At 51.2% G+C, this 19,213-nt stretch carries 19 protein-coding genes and 2 rRNA genes; 12 read left to right on the forward strand and 9 right to left on the reverse strand.

Annotation, left to right across the window (positions count from 1 at the left end):
* The 3 genes from K0778_RS12890 to kgtP form a co-directional block, all read left to right on the forward strand.
* A 23S ribosomal RNA gene (locus K0778_RS12890) occupies nucleotides 1-93 on the forward strand; the annotation flags it as partial.
* Between the two features lie 94 nt (nucleotides 94-187).
* Nucleotides 188-303: ribosomal RNA gene (gene rrf / locus K0778_RS12895) — 5S ribosomal RNA — on the forward strand.
* Between the two features lie 325 nt (nucleotides 304-628).
* The gene (gene kgtP, locus K0778_RS12900; RefSeq protein ID WP_000841103.1) at nucleotides 629-1,927 is read left to right on the forward strand and encodes an alpha-ketoglutarate permease; all 1,299 of its coding nucleotides are present in this window, start codon (nucleotides 629-631) and stop codon (nucleotides 1,925-1,927) included.
* Here kgtP and K0778_RS12905 read toward each other — a convergent pair.
* From K0778_RS12905 to trxC, 5 genes are all read right to left on the reverse strand, one after another.
* Entirely contained in the window at nucleotides 1,924-2,247 is a 324-nt protein-coding gene (locus K0778_RS12905; RefSeq protein ID WP_001300818.1) for a YfiM family lipoprotein, read from the reverse strand. The genes kgtP and K0778_RS12905 overlap by 4 nt on opposite strands.
* A gap of 45 nt (nucleotides 2,248-2,292) precedes the next feature.
* Nucleotides 2,293-3,648 (reverse strand): CDP-diacylglycerol--serine O-phosphatidyltransferase, encoded by a 1,356-nt coding sequence (gene pssA / locus K0778_RS12910; RefSeq protein WP_000949265.1) that lies wholly within the window; start codon nucleotides 3,646-3,648, stop codon nucleotides 2,293-2,295.
* Nucleotides 3,649-3,761: 113 nt separating this feature from the next.
* Nucleotides 3,762-6,422, reverse strand: a complete 2,661-nt coding sequence (gene pat / locus K0778_RS12920; protein ID WP_063084665.1) for a protein lysine acetyltransferase — start codon at nucleotides 6,420-6,422, stop codon at nucleotides 3,762-3,764.
* 31 nt (nucleotides 6,423-6,453) lie between these two features.
* Nucleotides 6,454-7,152: a tRNA-uridine aminocarboxypropyltransferase gene (tapT, locus tag K0778_RS12925; protein ID WP_001300438.1), complete on the reverse strand. Its 699-nt coding sequence runs from the start codon at nucleotides 7,150-7,152 to the stop codon at nucleotides 6,454-6,456.
* Nucleotides 7,153-7,220: 68 nt separating this feature from the next.
* Entirely contained in the window at nucleotides 7,221-7,640 is a 420-nt protein-coding gene (gene trxC, locus K0778_RS12930; RefSeq protein ID WP_001098726.1) for a thioredoxin TrxC, read from the reverse strand.
* A 206-nt stretch (nucleotides 7,641-7,846) separates the two neighbouring features.
* Between trxC and K0778_RS12935 the strand changes: the two genes are divergently transcribed.
* Nucleotides 7,847-8,884 carry a tRNA/rRNA methyltransferase gene (locus tag K0778_RS12935; RefSeq protein ID WP_000997403.1) on the forward strand — a complete coding sequence of 346 codons (1,038 nt, stop codon included), beginning with the start codon at nucleotides 7,847-7,849 and terminating at the stop codon, nucleotides 8,882-8,884.
* 47 nt (nucleotides 8,885-8,931) lie between these two features.
* Here the strand turns inward: K0778_RS12935 and ung are convergent, their stop codons facing one another.
* Complete coding sequence (gene ung / locus K0778_RS12940) at nucleotides 8,932-9,621, reverse strand: uracil-DNA glycosylase (RefSeq protein ID WP_001262716.1); 690 nt, start codon at nucleotides 9,619-9,621, stop codon at nucleotides 8,932-8,934.
* Nucleotides 9,622-9,925: 304 nt separating this feature from the next.
* Between ung and grcA the strand changes: the two genes are divergently transcribed.
* Complete coding sequence (grcA, locus tag K0778_RS12945) at nucleotides 9,926-10,309, forward strand: autonomous glycyl radical cofactor GrcA (protein WP_000627807.1); 384 nt, start codon at nucleotides 9,926-9,928, stop codon at nucleotides 10,307-10,309.
* 55 nt (nucleotides 10,310-10,364) lie between these two features.
* On the opposite strand, the gene eamB is transcribed toward grcA, so the two are convergent.
* Nucleotides 10,365-10,952 (reverse strand): cysteine/O-acetylserine transporter, encoded by a 588-nt coding sequence (gene eamB / locus K0778_RS12950; RefSeq protein WP_000189207.1) that lies wholly within the window; start codon nucleotides 10,950-10,952, stop codon nucleotides 10,365-10,367.
* 102 nt (nucleotides 10,953-11,054) lie between these two features.
* On the opposite strand from eamB, the gene K0778_RS12955 reads away from it, so the two are divergent.
* Entirely contained in the window at nucleotides 11,055-11,936 is an 882-nt protein-coding gene (locus K0778_RS12955) for a LysR family transcriptional regulator (RefSeq protein ID WP_001300638.1), read from the forward strand.
* Between the two features lie 208 nt (nucleotides 11,937-12,144).
* Here K0778_RS12955 and srmB read toward each other — a convergent pair whose 3' ends face one another.
* Entirely contained in the window at nucleotides 12,145-13,479 is a 1,335-nt protein-coding gene (gene srmB / locus K0778_RS12960; protein WP_063084666.1) for an ATP-dependent RNA helicase SrmB, read from the reverse strand.
* A 131-nt stretch (nucleotides 13,480-13,610) separates the two neighbouring features.
* On the opposite strand from srmB, the gene trmN reads away from it, so the two are divergent.
* Nucleotides 13,611-14,348 carry a tRNA(1)(Val) (adenine(37)-N(6))-methyltransferase TrmN gene (gene trmN / locus K0778_RS12965; RefSeq protein WP_001295363.1) on the forward strand — a complete coding sequence of 246 codons (738 nt, stop codon included), beginning with the start codon at nucleotides 13,611-13,613 and terminating at the stop codon, nucleotides 14,346-14,348.
* On the opposite strand, the gene nadB is transcribed toward trmN, so the two are convergent.
* The gene (nadB, locus tag K0778_RS12970; RefSeq protein ID WP_001094491.1) at nucleotides 14,333-15,955 is read right to left on the reverse strand and encodes an L-aspartate oxidase; all 1,623 of its coding nucleotides are present in this window, start codon (nucleotides 15,953-15,955) and stop codon (nucleotides 14,333-14,335) included. The genes trmN and nadB overlap by 16 nt on opposite strands.
* Nucleotides 15,956-16,210: 255 nt before the next feature.
* Here nadB and rseD point away from each other — a divergent pair, with 255 nt between their 5' ends.
* Genes rseD through rseC form a run of 5 tightly spaced genes read left to right on the forward strand, consistent with a single transcriptional unit; the run spans nucleotide 16,211 to nucleotide 19,053 of the window.
* Nucleotides 16,211-16,366 (forward strand): rpoE leader peptide RseD, encoded by a 156-nt coding sequence (gene rseD, locus K0778_RS12975; protein ID WP_001303621.1) that lies wholly within the window; start codon nucleotides 16,211-16,213, stop codon nucleotides 16,364-16,366.
* Nucleotides 16,363-16,938, forward strand: a complete 576-nt coding sequence (gene rpoE / locus K0778_RS12980; RefSeq protein ID WP_001295364.1) for an RNA polymerase sigma factor RpoE — start codon at nucleotides 16,363-16,365, stop codon at nucleotides 16,936-16,938. Before rseD ends, rpoE begins: the two co-directional genes overlap by 4 nt.
* Before the next feature lie 32 nt (nucleotides 16,939-16,970).
* Nucleotides 16,971-17,621 carry an anti-sigma-E factor RseA gene (gene rseA / locus K0778_RS12985; protein ID WP_001168459.1) on the forward strand — a complete coding sequence of 217 codons (651 nt, stop codon included), beginning with the start codon at nucleotides 16,971-16,973 and terminating at the stop codon, nucleotides 17,619-17,621.
* Complete coding sequence (rseB, locus tag K0778_RS12990; protein WP_000812053.1) at nucleotides 17,621-18,577, forward strand: sigma-E factor regulatory protein RseB; 957 nt, start codon at nucleotides 17,621-17,623, stop codon at nucleotides 18,575-18,577. The genes rseA and rseB overlap by 1 nt, the downstream gene beginning before the upstream one ends.
* On the forward strand, nucleotides 18,574-19,053 hold the full coding sequence (rseC, locus tag K0778_RS12995; protein ID WP_000589068.1) for a SoxR-reducing system protein RseC: 480 nt from the start codon (nucleotides 18,574-18,576) through the stop codon (nucleotides 19,051-19,053). Before rseB ends, rseC begins: the two co-directional genes overlap by 4 nt.
* Nucleotides 19,054-19,213 lie beyond the last annotated feature (160 nt).

Raw genomic sequence — 19,213 nt, forward strand, 5'->3', positions numbered from 1 at the left:
GAACGTTGAAGACGACGACGTTGATAGGCCGGGTGTGTAAGCGCAGCGATGCGTTGAGCTAACCGGTACTAATGAACCGTGAGGCTTAACCTTACAACGCCGAAGCTGTTTTGGCGGATGAGAGAAGATTTTCAGCCTGATACAGATTAAATCAGAACGCAGAAGCGGTCTGATAAAACAGAATTTGCCTGGCGGCCGTAGCGCGGTGGTCCCACCTGACCCCATGCCGAACTCAGAAGTGAAACGCCGTAGCGCCGATGGTAGTGTGGGGTCTCCCCATGCGAGAGTAGGGAACTGCCAGGCATCAAATTATGCGAAAGGCCATCCTGACGGATGGCCTTTTTGCATTGGCGCAGAAAAAAATGCCTGATGCGACGCTGCGCGTCTTATACTCCCACATATGCCAGATTCAGCAACGGATACGGCTTCCCCAACTTGCCCACTTCCATACGTGTCCTCCTTACCAGAAATTTATCCTTAAGCTCCTCAATAACCATTTTCCTGCTAACTAAATTCATGGTTAAGGTTGCATAATGATATGCAACAAATGTATAACATTTCCTTTACCAAAAAAAATAAACAAAAGCGACCGACAAAAGCATCGGATTACGGCAGGAGACATAATGGCATGGCTGAAAGTACTGTAACGGCAGACAGCAAACTGACAAGTAGTGATACTCGTCGCCGCATTTGGGCGATTGTGGGGGCCTCTTCAGGTAATCTGGTCGAGTGGTTCGATTTCTATGTCTACTCGTTCTGTTCACTCTACTTTGCCCACATCTTCTTCCCTTCCGGGAACACGACGACTCAACTACTACAAACAGCAGGTGTTTTTGCTGCGGGATTCCTGATGCGCCCAATAGGCGGTTGGCTATTTGGCCGCATAGCCGATAAACATGGTCGCAAAAAATCGATGCTGTTATCGGTGTGTATGATGTGTTTCGGATCGCTGGTTATCGCCTGCCTCCCAGGTTATGAAACTATAGGTACGTGGGCTCCGGCATTATTGCTTCTCGCTCGTTTATTTCAGGGATTATCTGTTGGCGGAGAATATGGCACCAGCGCCACCTATATGAGTGAAGTTGCCGTTGAAGGGCGCAAAGGTTTTTACGCATCATTTCAGTATGTGACGTTGATCGGCGGACAACTGCTAGCCCTACTGGTTGTCGTGGTTTTACAACACACCATGGAAGACGCTGCACTCAGAGAGTGGGGATGGCGTATTCCTTTCGCGTTAGGAGCTGTGTTAGCTGTTGTGGCGTTGTGGTTACGTCGTCAGTTAGATGAAACTTCGCAACAAGAAACGCGCGCTTTAAAAGAAGCTGGATCTCTGAAAGGATTATGGCGCAATCGCCGTGCATTCATCATGGTTCTCGGTTTTACCGCTGCGGGCTCCCTTTGTTTCTATACCTTCACTACTTATATGCAGAAGTATCTGGTAAATACTGCGGGAATGCATGCCAACGTGGCGAGTGGCATTATGACTGCCGCATTGTTTGTATTCATGCTTATTCAACCACTCATTGGCGCGCTGTCGGATAAGATTGGTCGCCGTACCTCAATGTTATGTTTCGGTTCGCTGGCAGCCATTTTTACCGTTCCTATTCTCTCAGCATTGCAAAACGTTTCCTCGCCTTATGCCGCTTTTGGTCTGGTGATGTGTGCCCTGCTGATAGTGAGTTTTTATACATCAATCAGTGGAATACTGAAGGCTGAGATGTTCCCGGCACAGGTTCGCGCATTAGGCGTTGGTCTGTCATATGCGGTCGCTAATGCTATATTTGGTGGTTCGGCGGAGTACGTAGCGTTGTCGCTGAAATCAATAGGAATGGAAACAGCCTTCTTCTGGTATGTGACCTTGATGGCCGTGGTGGCGTTTCTGGTTTCTTTGATGCTACATCGCAAAGGGAAGGGGATGCGTCTTTAGTGACGGGTCAGTTGCCAGACGGTATAGCCGGTGCTTGCACCGGCGACATCCCAGGCCAAATCCTTCCAGCTCCAGCCGCTCCCTTCGGGGCGGCTATCCCAAAGCTCTTTTGACGCCCCCAAACTGACAGAGAACATCAATCCAAACATGGCACTGCGATCCCGGCTCATCCCCTGATGCTGTGAATATTCATTTCCGGCGGCGGAAAGCATCGCCGAGGCGATAAAGTGTTGAGCTTTATCCTGCCCGCTCCAGCTATCGTTAGCCATATGGCTGCATCCAGAAAGTAACAATAGCGAACAGACAAAAAGAATACGCAAAACGTGGCCTCCAAAAAACAAACCCCGTACAGGACGGGGTTGTGATTACAGGATGCGGCTAATTAATCGGTCGATGCGGATACGGCGCAAACGGCGGATGAGTTTACGAACCTTCACCGGATAATCGGCAATACTTTGCAGATCGCGATAGTGCTTAACGATGGTGGTATGCTCGCGGATCAGCTCCAGTTCTTTCTCTCGCTGTGGCGCCAGCTCAAGTTGCGGATCGTGGATCAAAATGGCGTTTTCCAGATCCAGACGCCAGGCGCGCGGGTTCAGGTTATTACCGGTGATCAACATCCACTTATCATCAACCCACATCCCTTTCAGGTGATAGGTGTTGTCGTCATCTTTCCATAACCGAACCACTAGCTGGTCAGTATTGACGTAATACTGCAAACGGCTCAGGAAACGACGCAGATTGATCTCATAGAGATAAGGCAATGCGCCAATTATCTTGAAAGGTTCATCTTCCGGAATGTAGAAGTCATTCGCGGTTTTATCACCAACAATAATTTCGACCTTTTTCCCTTCGCGCAGCAACTGGATAATATTGCGCACAAGGATTGCTGGCAGGTTGAAGTATGGCGTACAGATGGTTAGTTTCTGCTCGGCACAAGGCATAAGATGGAAAATGGTCTTGTTCAACAGACTCGATTTCCCCAGCCCCACTAGCGGCGTTACAGAAAGCTGATCGTTGTCGGCATCGCCCTGGAAATGATAAGCGGCATCACGCAGCTCCTGGCGGAACAGACGAATATCGTTCTTGATTTCCGGGCTTTTTGGCCGATTAACATCATCCAGACGATTAACGCCGCGGCCATTCATAATATTCTGTGTAACCCATTCAAACATAATGTCTGACATCTTACGGTTACGGATCAGATGATAACGGTCGTAGCGATATTTATCGTGCTGATGCAGGTAAACATCGTTCAGGCTGGCACCGCTATAAAGTACGCTATCGTCGATGATAAAGCCTTTAAAGTGCAGAACACCAAGGGCTTCACGAGTATTGATTGGAACGCCATAAACCGGAACATCTACGCCCGGATTTTCCTGCGCCATGCGGCAGTACCAGTCAGCGTTAGTGTTAGATGCCGCAGCGCCAATGCGTCCACGTTGTGCACGATGCCAGTCGACCAGCACCCGCACATCCAGTTCCGGACGCTGCCTTTTAGCCTCATACAACGCGTTCAGAATGCCTTTGCCACCGTCATCCTGTTCGAGATACAGGGCGACAATGCAAATGCGCTGCTTCGCGCTGGCTATTTTTTCCAGCAGCGTCTCCCGGAAGTCGGCGGGAGCGTAAAAGAAATCGACATCATCAACTGATTGAGAAATCTTGGGTAGTTGGGCAAGGTGTTGTTGATGTTTATTACGCTTAAATTTTGACAACATCACAGTGCATTTCTTCTCTGTTCATTGAAGGGTCCTCTGTGCAATGCAGACGACATAAGCGGGCAATAATAACACCAGTCCCGATTAAGTGGTCAACATTTCCAGTACCTTACTCATGATTCCTCGCGCTGGGCAAGATTTAGCGTAAGCCCAACGATCCCCTCTTCGAGCTGGATATCAACGTTAAACCCGAGCTTGCGGGCTAGCGCCACCATGCCACGATTGTTTGGCATCGTAATACCATTCAGACGTTGTAGTCCGTGATCTCGCGTATAGGTAATCAACTTTTCCATTAAGCGTCGACCTAAGCCTAACCCTTTGAGATCCGAGCGAACCAGTACAGCAAATTCGGCATCGATGTTATCAGGATCGGAAATCGCACGCGTGACGCCGAGGATCTCTTCCGTTTGATCAATACGTCGTACCGCTACAAACGCCATTTCCCGATCGTAGTCGATCTGTGTCATGTTGGCTAAATCTTCATGGGTAAATTCGTTGATCTCGCTAAAGTAGCGGTAATAAAGATCTTCTTTGGTGACTCGCGAAATGAATTGCTGAAGTTGTGGCTCATCTTCTGGCAAAATCGGGCGGAACAAGCAGCGTTCACCGTTTTTCAATTCTACCCATTCTTCCAGCTGATGCGGATAAGGGCGCACTGCCAGCCGACTCTCGTTATCGCCTTCAAACGGCGAGATATCCAGCGTGACATCCAGCGCGGTAAATTCACTGCCAGAAGCCAGCAAAGGATGAATATCCAGACGCTGAATTTCCGGGCAATCGACAATCAAGTTGGAAACCTGCACCAGAAGCTGGCTCAAGCCTGCAACATCCAATGGGCGTAGCGCACTGCGCGCACGAATCTTTTTACTTTTGATCCCCTGAATAACCAGATAGCGGGCCAGGTTCATGTTCAGCGGCGGCAGTGCGACGACGGCTTGATCTTCAGGACGCCACTCCACACCGCCTTCACCCAGCATGATCAACGGCCCGAAAACCGGATCGTGCTCAACCACAACCCGCAACTCCTGAGCGCCAGCACGGTTAGCCATACTTTGCACCAACAGGCCGTGGACCCGCGCCTGTGGCCAGGCCATTTTTACGCGATCGAAAATAGCGTTCGCCGCTTGCTGGACTTCATTGGCTGTACGCAGGTAAAGCATGACGCCCTGAACTTCCGATTTATGTGGAATATCCGGCGAACGCAATTTCAGCGCCACCGGATAACCAATCTGTTCGGCAATATGCACCGCTTCGGTGCTATCGCTGGCAATCCAGGTAGGGAGCGTGTTCATGCCATACGCTTGCAGGATGGGCTGAACTTCATGGGTATCGAGCGACGTAGCCCCTTCGGCAATCGCCTGTTGCAACAGAAGATGCGCTTCTGCGGTATTGGAAGTCAGATTGCTGGGCAACGCCGGCGTTTCGCGTAGTTGCTTCTGATTACGCCGGTACTCCACCATATGCATAAAAGCAGTGATGGTTCCTTCCGGGGTACGGTAGGTCGGCAGCCCGGCTTCGCTGAATAAACGTCGTGCCTCTTGCGAGGAGTGCTCGCCGCACCAGTTCGTCAGCAAAGAGACATATTTGCTGCGGGGATGATGCTTTACCGCTTCAATTAATACTTGCGCGCTTTCTGTTGCGGGAGCAGCGGCGCTGGGCGAATGAATAACCATCAGCGCGTCAAAATCCTGGCTGTGGAGCAGAATATCCAGCGTTTTAATATAGTGCTCACTGCTGGCGTCATCGCGTAGATCGAGCGGGTTAGATATTGCCACATGTTCTGGCAGTGCATCGCGCAGTTTCTGGCAGGTTTCTTCGCTTAGCGTTGCCAGCTTGCCATTGCGTGACCATAAGGCATCCAGCGCCAGCGCGGCAGGCGCAGCACCGTTGCTGATAATCATCAGCCGGTCGCCACGTAGCGGGCGCATATGGCTAAGGGTTTCCACCGCCGAAAACAGCTCGTGGGTGTCCTGTACCCGCAACAAACCGGCACGCTGAATAGCCGCATCCCATGCCGGGTCCATTCCTGCCGTCGTGTTGAGCAGTCGCTGTGCCGCCGGGCTACGTCCGCTTTTAATCACCAGAATCGGTTTATTACGCGAGGCACTACGGGCCGCCGAAACAAAGCGTCGCGCGTCGCTTAACTGTTCGAGATAGAGCAGGATGGCGCTGGTTTTACTGTCGCGTGCCAGATAGTCAAGCAATTCATCAACGTCGATATCCAGGCTGTCGCCGAGCGCAATAAAGTAGGAAAAGCCCATCTTACGCTGTTGCGCCCAGTCGAGGATGGTGTTGGAGACGGCAGCCGATTGCGAAATAAACGCCAGCTTGCCGCGATTAATCGGCACAGGCGAAAAGCTGGCATTCAGACCTTGCCAGGGAGCCAGTAAACCCAGACTGTTTGGTCCAAGCAGGCGCATGTTATGGCGCAGGGCGCAGGCGCGGAGATCTTCGTGTTGCGATGCCGGGGCGGAAAGAATAATGCAGGTTTTACAGCCTTTCTCGCCGAGCTCTTCCAGAAGAGCAAGATTACGGCTGGCATTGGTACATAAAACCGCAAGGTCGGGTGTAAAGGGCAAGCTGGCAATATCCGGCCAGGCCAACACACCCAACACCGCTTTCCAGGCTGGCGTCACCGGGAGTACCGGTCCGTTAAAGCCTCCCGCCAGCAGGTTACGCATCATCAGGTAACCTGCGCGATTGGGTTTCATCGACGCGCCAATTACCGCTATCGATTTTGGTCGCAGTAGTGCTTCCAGTCCTCGCTGACTCATACCGGTCTCCCGCAGAAGTGACCGAATGATTTTAAACGCTTTCTAACTGTTCTGCTGTGATGCTACCCAGATGTTGCGTTTTTCCTGCCAGATAGCGTGTTTTAAAGCGGGTAAAATGCTCGCCTAACCCTGCCGCCGCCCCGGTATCGCCGGCCATATCTAACAGTGCGATGGCTACCTCGGCAGTACAATATTGGCCTTCAGCCTGGGCTTCACGCAGGCGATAGGCAGAAAGCCGGGAAAGATCGACGGAAATGACGGGAAGATTATCCAGATACGGACTTTTACGAAACATCTTGCGAGCTTCCGGCCAGGTACCATCGAGCATGATAAACAGCGGTGGCTTACCGGCAGGTGGTGTGAAGATCACTTCCCGTTGCTCATCAGCATACGAAGCGGGAAAGACCACCATTGGCTGATAGTCCGGGTTTTGCACCAACTCCAGCAAATCCTGCGAGGGTTCGGTACGCGACCATTGAAACGCAACGGTATCAGGCAAAATATCAGCAATGAGACGCCCGGTATTACTGGGCTTCATTGGCTCGGTGTCGAACATCAGCAAACAGAAGCGACTTTTTGCTTGTGCTGGGGTAATTGTCGAACAGAGACATAATTTCTCTGGCAAAAGACAGCGTTGGCAGCGACGAACGCGATTACCGCGGGCAAGAAAAGGACGTGTTGCGCGCGCAATACGCTCGGCGCGTAACTGGAGAACAGCGTTTTCGGTCATAAGAGAGCGTCGAAAAAACGCCATTGTCGCAGAGGAGAAAACGGGGCACAAGATGCGCCCCGGTAAGATTAAAGAGATTCGTTCAGCCAGCTATCGAACGGCGCTTTCGGTACTGCGCCATTAAGCATGTCGACAACCTGACCGTTTTTGAAAATCATGATCGTCGGTATACTACGAATTCCAAAGCGACTGCTTAATTCACGTTCAGCTTCGGTATTCACTTTCACAAAGCGCACTTTACCGCTACGCTCTTGCGCGACATCTTCAAAAATTGGTGCGAAATTACGGCAGGGGCCGCACCACGGTGCCCAGAAGTCGATCACCACAGGTAGATCATCCTTCAGCAATTTGTCGAGTGTTTCACCGGTCGCATTAATCACCTCTCCGTCAAACAAGTCGTGACCGCAGCGTCCGCATTTTGCCGCATCTTCGATCCGATCGTCGGGAATGCGATTGATGGCCTGACAATGGGTACAAACGGTATTCATAACTAACCTCGGGATGAGTAAGGAGACTTATCGGCAACGACGCCGGTATGTTTCTAATATGTTACATATTATCGGGGACATTGTTCCAGACAACAATCTGTTTTATTCAATAGGTATGATAGTCGCAGGCTTTGGTACGAAATCATGGCGAACCGCGCGGACTTCGGGTAATCTGCGCGCTTCGCGCAGCGCTGGTGGAGAAAAGCATGAACGATGAAATGAAAGGTAAAAGCGGCAAGGTCAAAGTGATGTATGTCCGCAGTGATGATGATTCTGATAAACGTACCCACAACCCGCGTACCGGGAAAGGGGGCGGGCGTCCAGGAAAATCTCGTGCTGACGGTGGCCGTCGCCCCGCCCGCGATGACAAACAGAGTCAGCCCCGTGACCGCAAGTGGGAAGATTCGCCGTGGCGCACGGTTTCCCGCGCGCCGGGTGATGAGACGCCGGAAAAGGCCGATCACGGTGGCATCAGTGGTAAAAGTTTTATTGATCCGGAAGTGTTGCGTCGTCAGCGTGCGGAAGAAACCCGCGTCTACGGCGAAAATGCATGTCAGGCACTTTTCCAGAGCCGTCCGGAAGCGATTGTTCGCGCCTGGTTTATCCAGAGTGTAACGCCGCGTTTTAAAGAAGCTTTGCGCTGGATGGCAGCAAACCGCAAAGCGTACCATGTGGTGGATGAAGCGGAATTGACAAAAGCGTCAGGCACGGAACATCACGGCGGCGTTTGCTTCTTGATCAAAAAGCGTAACGGTACAACCGTGCAGCAGTGGGTAAGCCAGGCAGGCGCGCAGGATTGCGTTCTGGCACTGGAAAACGAATCTAACCCGCATAACCTGGGTGGCATGATGCGCAGCTGCGCGCACTTCGGCGTGAAAGGTGTCGTGGTGCAGGATGCGGCACTGCTGGAGTCGGGGGCGGCTATCCGTACCGCAGAAGGCGGCGCAGAGCACGTTCAGCCGATTACTGGCGACAACATTGTTAACGTGCTGGATGATTTCCGTCAGGCAGGTTACACCGTAGTGACCACTTCCAGCGAGCAGGGTAAACCGCTGTTCAAAACTAGTCTGCCAGCGAAAATGGTACTGGTGCTGGGTCAGGAATATGAAGGGTTACCGGATGCCGCACGCGATCCGAACGATCTGCGCGTGAAGATTGACGGTACGGGCAACGTTGCCGGGCTGAATATCTCTGTCGCAACCGGCGTTTTGCTTGGTGAATGGTGGCGTCAGAATAAAGCCTGATAAATCAGCCGGGTGGCAACTCTGCCATCCGGCATTTCCCCGCAAATTTACTCACTCTCTGCCGGTAATACTGGCATCCAGTCAATCGGCGTCTCGCCACGTTGTTCCAGCCACTGATTTGCCAGCACAAAATGGTTGCAGCCAAAGAATCCACGATGCGCCGAAAGCGGCGACGGATGCGGTGCTTTCAGTACATGATGGCGTTGCTTATCTATAATCGCCCCTTTCTTTTGCGCATGCGATCCCCACAACAAAAACACCACGCCTTCGCGATGCTGGTTAATCAGGCTGATCACTTTATCGGTGAAGGTTTCCCAGCCGAGGCTGGCGTGGGAATGCGCCTGACCTGCGCGTACCGTCAACACAGTATTGAGTAGCAGAACGCCCTGACGCGCCCAGCTTTCAAGATAACCATGATTAGGGCGGGTGAAGCCCGGAATAGTATTTTCCAGCTCTTTATACATATTCAATAATGACGGAGGAATGGCAATGCCGGGACGAACGGAAAATGCCAGACCATGCGCCTGTCCCGGTCCGTGATAAGGATCCTGGCCGAGAATCACCACTTTAACGTCACCCAACTCTGTAAAGCGGAACGCGTTAAAGACATCTTTTTGTGGTGGGTAGATAGTGACGCCGGACTGCCGCTCGCTGGCGACGGTCTGAAGGGTATTAAGAAAATAGGGTTGCTGCTTCTCTTCAGCCAGCACGTCATGCCAGGTTAATTCGTTAGCCATCTCGCTCTCCTGCGAATCTTCAATCCGCCTAGCTTAACTGCTTCTTTCTACAGAACAAAATCATGCTCATTTTTTAGACTTAAACGAGTGCAAAAAAATGTAAATTGGTAAAATTTCACACCCGCATAAGTTGATGTAAAACAATAAAATCCATTTGCGACCATACTTGATGTGTGGTTTTTATTGATTTAAATCAAAGATTCAAGGGTGTTTGAGGAGTATATATACACTCAAGCAACAATGGTTTTACCAATTGGCCGCGACAGGCTGAACAAATCAAATAATTTTGCCGGGGAGGCATCACATGATTACAGGTATCCAGATTACTAAAGCCGCTAACGACGATCTGCTGAACTCTTTCTGGCTGCTGGACAGCGAAAAAGGCGAAGCGCGTTGCATCGTTGCAAAAGCAGGTTATGCAGAAGATGAAGTGGTTGCAGTAAGCAAACTGGGTGACATTGAATACCGTGAAGTTCCAGTAGAAGTGAAACCAGAAGTTCGCGTTGAAGGTGGTCAACACCTGAACGTTAACGTTCTGCGTCGCGAAACTCTGGAAGATGCAGTTAAGCATCCGGAAAAATATCCGCAGCTGACCATCCGTGTATCCGGTTATGCAGTTCGCTTTAACTCTCTGACTCCGGAACAGCAGCGCGACGTTATCGCTCGTACCTTTACTGAAAGCCTGTAAGGCTTAAGTAGCAAGTTACTAAGCGGAAGAGGGCGACCTCTTCCGCTTTTTTTCGTTAATAGAAAATGCGTACCGCGCAATAGACCAGCAACAGGGCAAGCACGATATTTAACTGGCGACCATACTGGCGAAACAATCGCTGAAACAGATGCCCCGCCAGCGCCCAGCACACATTGCCAAACGTCCCAATCATCGCCAGCAAAACGCTGACGCCAACTACCCAGCTTAACGCCTGTGTTTGCGGCAGAACAAACGTCGACAGTGCCGTAACACCGTACAAAATGATTTTGACGTTCACAAACTGCAAAGCAAAGCTGGCCCAAAAGCTGATTGGTTTTGCCTGAAGTCCGTCTTCCTTTGTTGGGCTGGTGGCGATTTTCCACGCCAGCCAGACAATATATGCCGCCCCCGCCCAACTCAAAAGGTGTACCGCTGCCGGGTCAATCACTGCCAGTGAAAATGAAATGCCCGCACACAGTAACATCACAATCAAAAATCCCAGACTCATCCCTGCCAGCACGCGGGTACTTTGACGAAATCCATGCGACGTAGCAGAGCTAAGGGCGAGAATATTGTTCGGTCCTGGCGTCATAGCGGTAATCAGGGTGTAAGTCCAAAAAGCACTTAAAAGGGTCGGTGTCACTTGTTATCTCCTCTGTTTTGGTAGACAGTACCCGACACGGAACATTTAAAAAAATGAATGTTTTTATATTCTAGATTCGATATTTTCGATAGGTTTGGGGTTATGGATCTGCGCCGTTTTATTACGCTTAAAACCGTGGTGGAAGAGGGTTCCTTTTTGCGAGCTTCGCAAAAATTGTGCTGTACACAATCGACGGTGACTTTTCATATTCAGCAGCTTGAGCAGGAGTTTTCAGTCCAGTTATTTGAGAAAATTGGCCGACGGATGTGCCTTACCCGCGAAGGAAAAAAGTTGCTGCCGCACATTTATGAACTTACCCGAGTGATGGATACGCTTCGTGAGGCTGCCAAAAAGGAGTCAGATCCGGACGGGGAACTACGCGTTGTTTCGGGCGAAACGTTGCTCTCTTACCGAATGCCGCAGGTGTTGCAGCGTTTTCGGCAACGCGCCCCAAAAGTGCGTTTATCGTTGCAGTCGCTGAACTGTTACGTGATCCGTGATGCGCTACTGAATGATGAGGCCGATGTTGGCGTCTTTTATCGTGTAGGGAATGATGATGCTCTGAATCGACGAGAGTTGGGTGAACAATCACTGGTGCTGGTGGCTTCACCGCAAATTGCAGATGTCGATTTTACTGAGCCGGGAAGACATAACGCCTGTAGCTTTATTATCAACGAACCGCAATGTGTCTTCCGGCAGATATTTGAGAGCACGCTGCGTCAGCGGCGGATCACGGTGGAAAACACCATTGAGCTTATAAGTATCGAAAGCATCAAGCGTTGTGTCGCGGCGAATATCGGGGTCAGCTACCTACCGCGCTTTGCGGTGGCAAAAGAGTTGGAGTGCGGAGAATTAATTGAATTGCCTTTTGGCGAACAGTCGCAGACCATTACGGCCATGTGCGCACATCATGCTGGAAAAGCGGTTAGCCCGGCGATGCACACTTTTATTCAGTGTGTTGAAGAGAGTTTTGTGGCTGGATAAAAATAATGTCGGGATTAAACCCGGCATTTAACTTGTCGACAAAGTGCGCTTTATTCATGCCGGATGCGGCGTGAACGCCTTATCCGGCCTACAAGATCGTGCAAATTCAATATATTGCATGAGCCACGTAGGCCTGATAAGCGTAGCGCATCAGGCAGTTTTGCGTTTGCCAGCACTTTTAATACCAGGCTTAAACCTGGCATTGAGATTACTCTTCTGTCGTTTGCGGTGGCACGCCCGTTCCGCTTGGTTTACGGCGCTTACCAATATTTTTGGTGTCGCGATGGCGTTTTTTCACCCGCGGCTTCTCTTTCTCTTTAGCTTTTTTCTTCTCAGCACGTTTAGCCAGTACTTTCTTCGATGGCTTGCCGGTCTGCTTTTCGCTTGGCGCACGCGTTTTCGGGCGTAACTCATCAATAACGCGAGCTTTAATTGGCTCTTCAATATAGCGGCCTACTTTACCCAGCAGCAGATGGTCATGGGCTTCCACCAGCGAAATTGCGGTGCCTTTACGACCGGCGCGCGCGGTACGTCCGATACGGTGCAAATAAGTATCGCCATTGCGCGGCATATCGAAGTTAAAGACGTGGCTGACGTCAGGAATGTCGATACCGCGCGCGGCAACATCGGTTGCGACCAGTACGTTTACGCGACCTTCGGTCAAACGCTTGATCGCTTCGTTACGCTTGCCCTGTACCATCTCACCTTCGAGATAGCAGTTGTTGATGCCCGCTTCGCGCAGCCAGTTTGCCAGCTCATGCACACGCTCACGCTTACGCACAAACACAATTGAGCGGGTCGCTTCCGGCTGTTTTAACAGATGCACCAGCAACGCGGTTTTATGCTCAAGATCATCGGCGCGGTAATACCACTGATGAATTTTTTTGCGCTCACGGGTGGAGGGATTGGCAGAAACTTCCACCGGATCTTCCAGCAGACGCTCGGCAAAGTCCTGAATCGCATCGCCTTCCAGCGTTGCCGAAAAGAGCAGGGTCTGTTTACGCCAGCGCGTTTCGCCAGCAATATGTTCGATATCCTGAGCGAAGCCCATATCCAGCATACGGTCTGCTTCGTCGAGGATCAGCGTTTCAACCGCGCGGCAATCGAAGTTCTCTTCTTTTATGTATTGCAGCAGACGTCCGGTCGTGGCGACCACGATGTCCTGATTTTCGCTGAACACTTCCGCGTGGTTCATATAGGCTACGCCGCCGGTGATGGTGGCGATATCCAGATGCGTATGTTTCGCCAGTTCGCGGGCATGATCGGCCACCTGCATCGCCAGCTCGCGAGTTGGGGTGAGGATCAAAATACGCGGCGGACCGGATTTCTTACGCGGGAAATCGAGCAGGTGCTGCAACGCTGGCAGCAGATACGCCGCCGTTTTACCGGTGCCTGTCGGCGCAGAACCGAGTACATCACGGCCATCGAGCGCAGGCGGAATGGCGGCAGCCTGAATGGCGGTCGGGCGAGTGAAACCTTTATCCTGGAGGGCTTCCAGCAGGCTTTCGTCGAGTTCAAGTTCGGAAAAAGTCGTTACAGTCATGTTCTACCTCTGTGTGGGGCGCTGATTATAGACGTTACGGCTGCAATCTTCATCTGTTTGTATGGATATCGCTTCTCGGGTATTGTTCTCACCCGGTGCTATCGCCGTTTTTCCTGCAAGGTTTTATTTTCATGTCACAGTCTACATCCGTGCTTCGTCGTAATGGATTTACTTTTAAACAGTTTTTTGTTGCTCACGATCGCTGTGCGATGAAAGTGGGAACGGATGGTATTTTATTGGGCGCATGGGCACCGGTGGCTGGGGTAAAACGTTGCCTTGATATCGGCGCGGGTAGCGGGTTGCTGGCATTAATGCTGGCGCAGCGAACCGATGACAGCGTGATGATTGATGCAGTTGAACTGGAAAGTGAAGCTGCCGCGCAGGCGCAGGAAAATATCAACCAGTCCCCGTGGGCAGAGCGGATTAACGTCCATACGGCGGATATTCAGCAGTGGATCACACAGCAGACAGTACGCTTCGATTTAATCATCAGTAACCCACCTTACTATCAGCAGGGAGTAGAGTGCTCGACACCTCAACGGGAACAGGCTCGCTATACCACTACGCTTGATCACCCATCGTTGCTGACCTGTGCGGCGGAGTGCATTACCGAAGAGGGATTTTTCTGCGTAGTGCTGCCAGAGCAGATTGGTAATGGTTTTACGGAGCTGGCATTAAGCATGGGCTGGCATTTACGTTTGCGGACGGATGTGGCGGAAAACGAAGCGCGACTGCCGCATCGGGTGCTGCTGGCATTCTCCCCGCAGGCGGGAGAATGCTTTAGCGATCGCTTAGTCATTCGTGGGCCAGACCAGAACTATTCCGAAGCGTATACGGCGCTGACCCAGGCTTTTTATCTGTTTATGTAATGATTGCCGGGGGAAAGGATCGACGGACCGGAATGGGTGAGCAGTTCCGGATAATCCAGCGTGAAATGCAACCCCCGACTCTCTTTACGCATCATTGCACAGCGAACAATCAACTCGGCAACCTGTACCAGATTACGCAGCTCCAGCAAATTATTTGAGACGCGGAAATGGGCGTAATATTCGTCTATTTCTTGTTGGAGCATGGTTATCCGCCGCAGGGCGCGTTCCAGGCGCTTCGTTGTGCGCACAATGCCAACGTAATCCCACATAAACAGACGTAGCTCGTGCCAGTTATGCTGAATTACTACCCGTTCGTCAGGGTTCTCAACGCGGCTTTCATCCCACGGCGGTAACGTACTGATGTCGTGGGCATAAGGCATACGTCTGGTGATATCTTCCGCCGCCGACCAGCCATAGACCAGACACTCCAGCAATGAATTCGAGGCCATGCGGTTAGCGCCGTGTAAGCCGGTATAACTCACCTCGCCAATGGCATACAAGCCCTCGACGTCCGTACGCCCATGATCATCAACCATTACACCACCGCAGGTATAATGTGCAGCAGGCACAATCGGTACCGGTTCTTGTGTGAGATCAATCCCCAGCCCGAGCAGCTTTTCATAAATCATCGGGAAATGCTGGCGAATAAAATCGGCGGGCTTATGGCTGATATCAAGGAACATACAATCTGCGCCGAGGCGTTTCATTTCATGGTCAATGGCGCGGGCGACAATATCGCGCGGGGCCAGTTCGCCGCGCTCATCAAAATCGGGCATAAAACGCGTACCATCCGGGCGCTTGAGATAAGCGCCTTCGCCGCGCAGTGCTTCTGTTAACAGGAAATTGCGTGCCTGTGGGTGATATAGCGCGGTAGGGTGGAACTGATTAAATTCGAGATTGGCAACCCGGCAGCCTGCGCGCCACGCCATAGCAATGCCATCGCCAGAAGAAATATCCGGATTGGTGGTGTACTGATAAACCTTCGACGCACCGCCGGTTGCCAGCACCACCGCTTTTGCGTGGCAGGTTTCCACCGTTTCTTTATTACGGTTCCATACCCACGCGCCAACAACCCGTCGCGTGCCCGGCAGGCCAATTTTGTCAGAAACAATCAGATCAACCGCGTTGCTGCGCTCCAGCACGCGAATATTCGGATGGTTCAGCGCCTTGCTCACCAGCGTGGTTTCTACTTCTCTACCGGTGGCGTCGGCGGCATGAAGAATACGACGGTGACTATGTCCACCTTCACGGGTCAGATGGTAACTTTCTTCGCCATTCGGTTGAATGTGGGTATCAAACAACACCCCCTGGTCGATTAGCCATTGCACACAGGATCGTGCATTGCTGGCGACAAATTCAACTGCATGGCGATCGCAAATACCAGCCCCGGCAATCAATGTGTCTTCCACATGCGAGTCAATGCTGTCAGTTTCATCAAACACGGCGGCAATACCGCCCTGGGCATAAAATGTTGAACCTTCCGTTACCGGGCCTTTACTTAGAACGATGACCTGATGCTGGTCAGCCAGGCGTAGCGCCAGTGAAAGTCCGGCTGCGCCGCTACCGATAATCAACACGTCACATGAATGTTCAGGGAGAGTATTCATTTTCTTTGTTTAATTTACTAAACATGGTTTGGTCAGCATAGCATCATGTTGTGCGGATAAACACCTGCTATTTTAATATTTGTTACAGTTGCTAAACACGCTGACGCAGGGCGGCGAGAAAAAGAGAAGTTACTGGCTGGTGGAGGATTAGGTGGTGAAATAAAAAGGCCGTTGGGTTACTCTTCAGGCAGTTAAATGGGCATTTCTACACAGATAATGCGATGTTCAGATTCTGTAGACTTATAATGATAGATAATGATCCGTCTACAGCATGACAAACAAAAACAGATGCGTTACGGAACTTTACAAAAACGAGACACTCTAACCCTTTGCTTGCTCAAATTGCAGCTAATGGAGTGGCGTTTCGATAGCGCGTGGAAATTTGGTTTGGGGAGACTTTACCTCGGATGAGCGAGCAGTTAACGGACCAGGTCCTGGTTGAACGGGTCCAGAAGGGAGATCAGAAAGCCTTTAACTTACTGGTAGTGCGCTATCAGCATAAAGTGGCGAGTCTGGTTTCCCGCTATGTGCCGTCGGGTGATGTTCCCGATGTGGTACAAGAAGCTTTTATTAAAGCCTATCGTGCGCTGGATTCGTTCCGGGGAGATAGCGCTTTTTATACATGGCTGTATCGGATTGCTGTAAATACAGCGAAAAATTACCTGGTTGCTCAGGGGCGTCGTCCACCTTCCAGTGATGTGGATGCCATTGAAGCTGAAAACTTCGAAAGTGGCGGCGCGTTGAAAGAAATTTCGAACCCTGAGAACTTAATGTTGTCAGAAGAACTGAGACAGATAGTTTTCCGAACTATTGAGTCCCTCCCGGAAGATTTACGCATGGCAATAACCTTGCGGGAGCTGGATGGCCTGAGCTATGAAGAGATAGCCGCTATCATGGATTGTCCGGTAGGTACGGTGCGTTCACGTATCTTCCGAGCGAGGGAAGCTATTGATAACAAAGTTCAACCGCTTATCAGGCGTTGACGATAGCGGGATACTGGATAAGGGTATTAGGCATGCAGAAAGAACAACTTTCCGCTTTAATGGATGGCGAAACGCTGGATAGTGAGCTGCTTAACGAACTGGCTCATAACCCAGAAATGCAGAAAACCTGGGAAAGCTATCACTTAATCCGTGACTCAATGCGGGGTGATACTCCCGAGGTGCTCCATTTCGATATCTCTTCACGCGTGATGGCCGCCATTGAAGAAGAGCCAGTACGTCAACCGGCGACATTGATCCCGGAAGCCCAGCCTGCGCCGCATCAATGGCAGAAAATGCCATTCTGGCAGAAAGTACGTCCGTGGGCGGCACAGCTTACCCAAATGGGCGTAGCCGCATGCGTATCGCTTGCAGTTATCGTTGGCGTCCAGCACTATAATGGACAATCTGAAACGTCCCAGCAGCCCGAAACGCCGGTATTTAATACACTGCCGATGATGGGTAAAGCCAGCCCGGTAAGCCTGGGAGTACCTTCTGAAGCGACCGCAAACAATGGTCAACAGCAGCAGGTACAGGAGCAGCGTCGTCGCATTAATGCAATGTTGCAGGATTACGAACTGCAACGCCGACTCCACTCTGAACAGCTTCAGTTTGAGCAGGCGCAAACCCAGCAAGCCGCTGTACAGGTGCCAGGAATTCAAACTTTAGGAACGCAATCGCAGTAATGAAGCAACTTTGGTTTGCCATGTCATTAGTGACAGGTAGCCTGTTATTCTCTGCTAACGCCTCGGCCACTCCCGCGTCCGGGGCGTTATTACAGCAGATGAACCTGGCCAGTCAGTCACTGAATTACGAGCTGTCATTCATCAGCATCAATAAACAGGGTGTTGAGTCTCTGCGTTATCGACATGCACGCCTCGATAACCGTCCTCTTGCACAATTGTTGCAAATGGATGGCCCGCGCCGGGAAGTGGTACAGCGCGGCAATGAAATCAGCTATTTTGAACCGGGACTTGAACCGTTCACGCTTAATGGCGATTACATTGTTGATTCTCTGCCATCGCTTATCTATACCGATTTCAAACGCCTTTCTCCTTACTACGACTTTATCTCCGTCGGGCGCACGCGTATTGCTGATCGTCTTTGCGAAGTCATTCGCGTGGTTGCCCGAGATGGTACACGCTACAGCTACATCGTGTGGATGGACACCGAATCGAAATTACCGATGCGGGTTGATCTCCTTGATCGCGATGGTGAAACGCTGGAACAATTTCGCGTGATTGCTTTTAACGTCAATCAGGATATCAGCAGCAGTATGCAGACGCTGGCGAAGGCAAATTTGCCGCCGTTGCTTTCTGTTCCTGTAGGTGAAAAAGCTAAATTCAGCTGGACGCCAACCTGGTTGCCACAGGGTTTTAGCGAAGTTTCCAGTAGTCGACGTCCGCTACCGACGATGGACAACATGCCTATCGAATCACGTCTCTATTCCGACGGATTATTCAGCTTCTCGGTAAACGTTAACCGCGCTACGCCATCGAGCACCGATCAGATGTTGCGCACCGGACGCAGAACCGTCAGTACAAGCGTACGTGATAACGCCGAAATCACCATTGTCGGTGAACTGCCGCCGCAAACGGCGAAACGCATTGCCGAGAATATTAAGTTCGGGGCAGCGCAATGATCAAAGAGTGGGCTACCGTCGTCTCCTGGCAAAACGGGCAGGCGCTGGTTAGTTGTGATGTTAAAGCCTCATGCAGCAGCTGCGCTTCACGCGCCGGTTGCGGTAGCCGCGTGTTGAATAAACTTGGCCCGCAAACCACGCATACCATTGTCGTACCCTGTGATGAACCGTTAGTGCCGGGGCAAAAAGTGGAATTGGGGATCGCCGAAGGCAGCCTGCTTAGCTCCGCATTACTGGTTTATATGTCGCCGCTGGTGGGATTATTCCTCATCGCTTCGCTATTTCAGCTACTCTTTGCTTCTGACGTCGCAGCATTATGTGGTGCGATCCTCGGCGGTATTGGCGGGTTCCTGATTGCGCGCGGCTACTCGCGTAAGTTTGCTGCCCGGGCAGAATGGCAACCGATCATCTTAAGCGTGGCATTGCCGCCTGGCCTTGTGCGATTTGAAACATCTTCGGAAGACGCGAGCCAGTGATTTCACTGGCTTTGTTGCATTTTGCATAACAAATGCGAGGACGTTTCCAGATACCACAATCCATACGGTATGAACATTTCCTCGCCTCAATGTTGTAGTGTAGAATGCGGCGTTTCTATTAATACAGACGTTAAGCTCAGAACAGCGACTTCTAAAAGCC

The sequence above is a fragment of the Escherichia sp. XD33 genome (assembly GCF_019375075.1).
Lineage (GTDB): Bacteria > Pseudomonadota > Gammaproteobacteria > Enterobacterales > Enterobacteriaceae > Enterobacter > Enterobacter flexneri_A.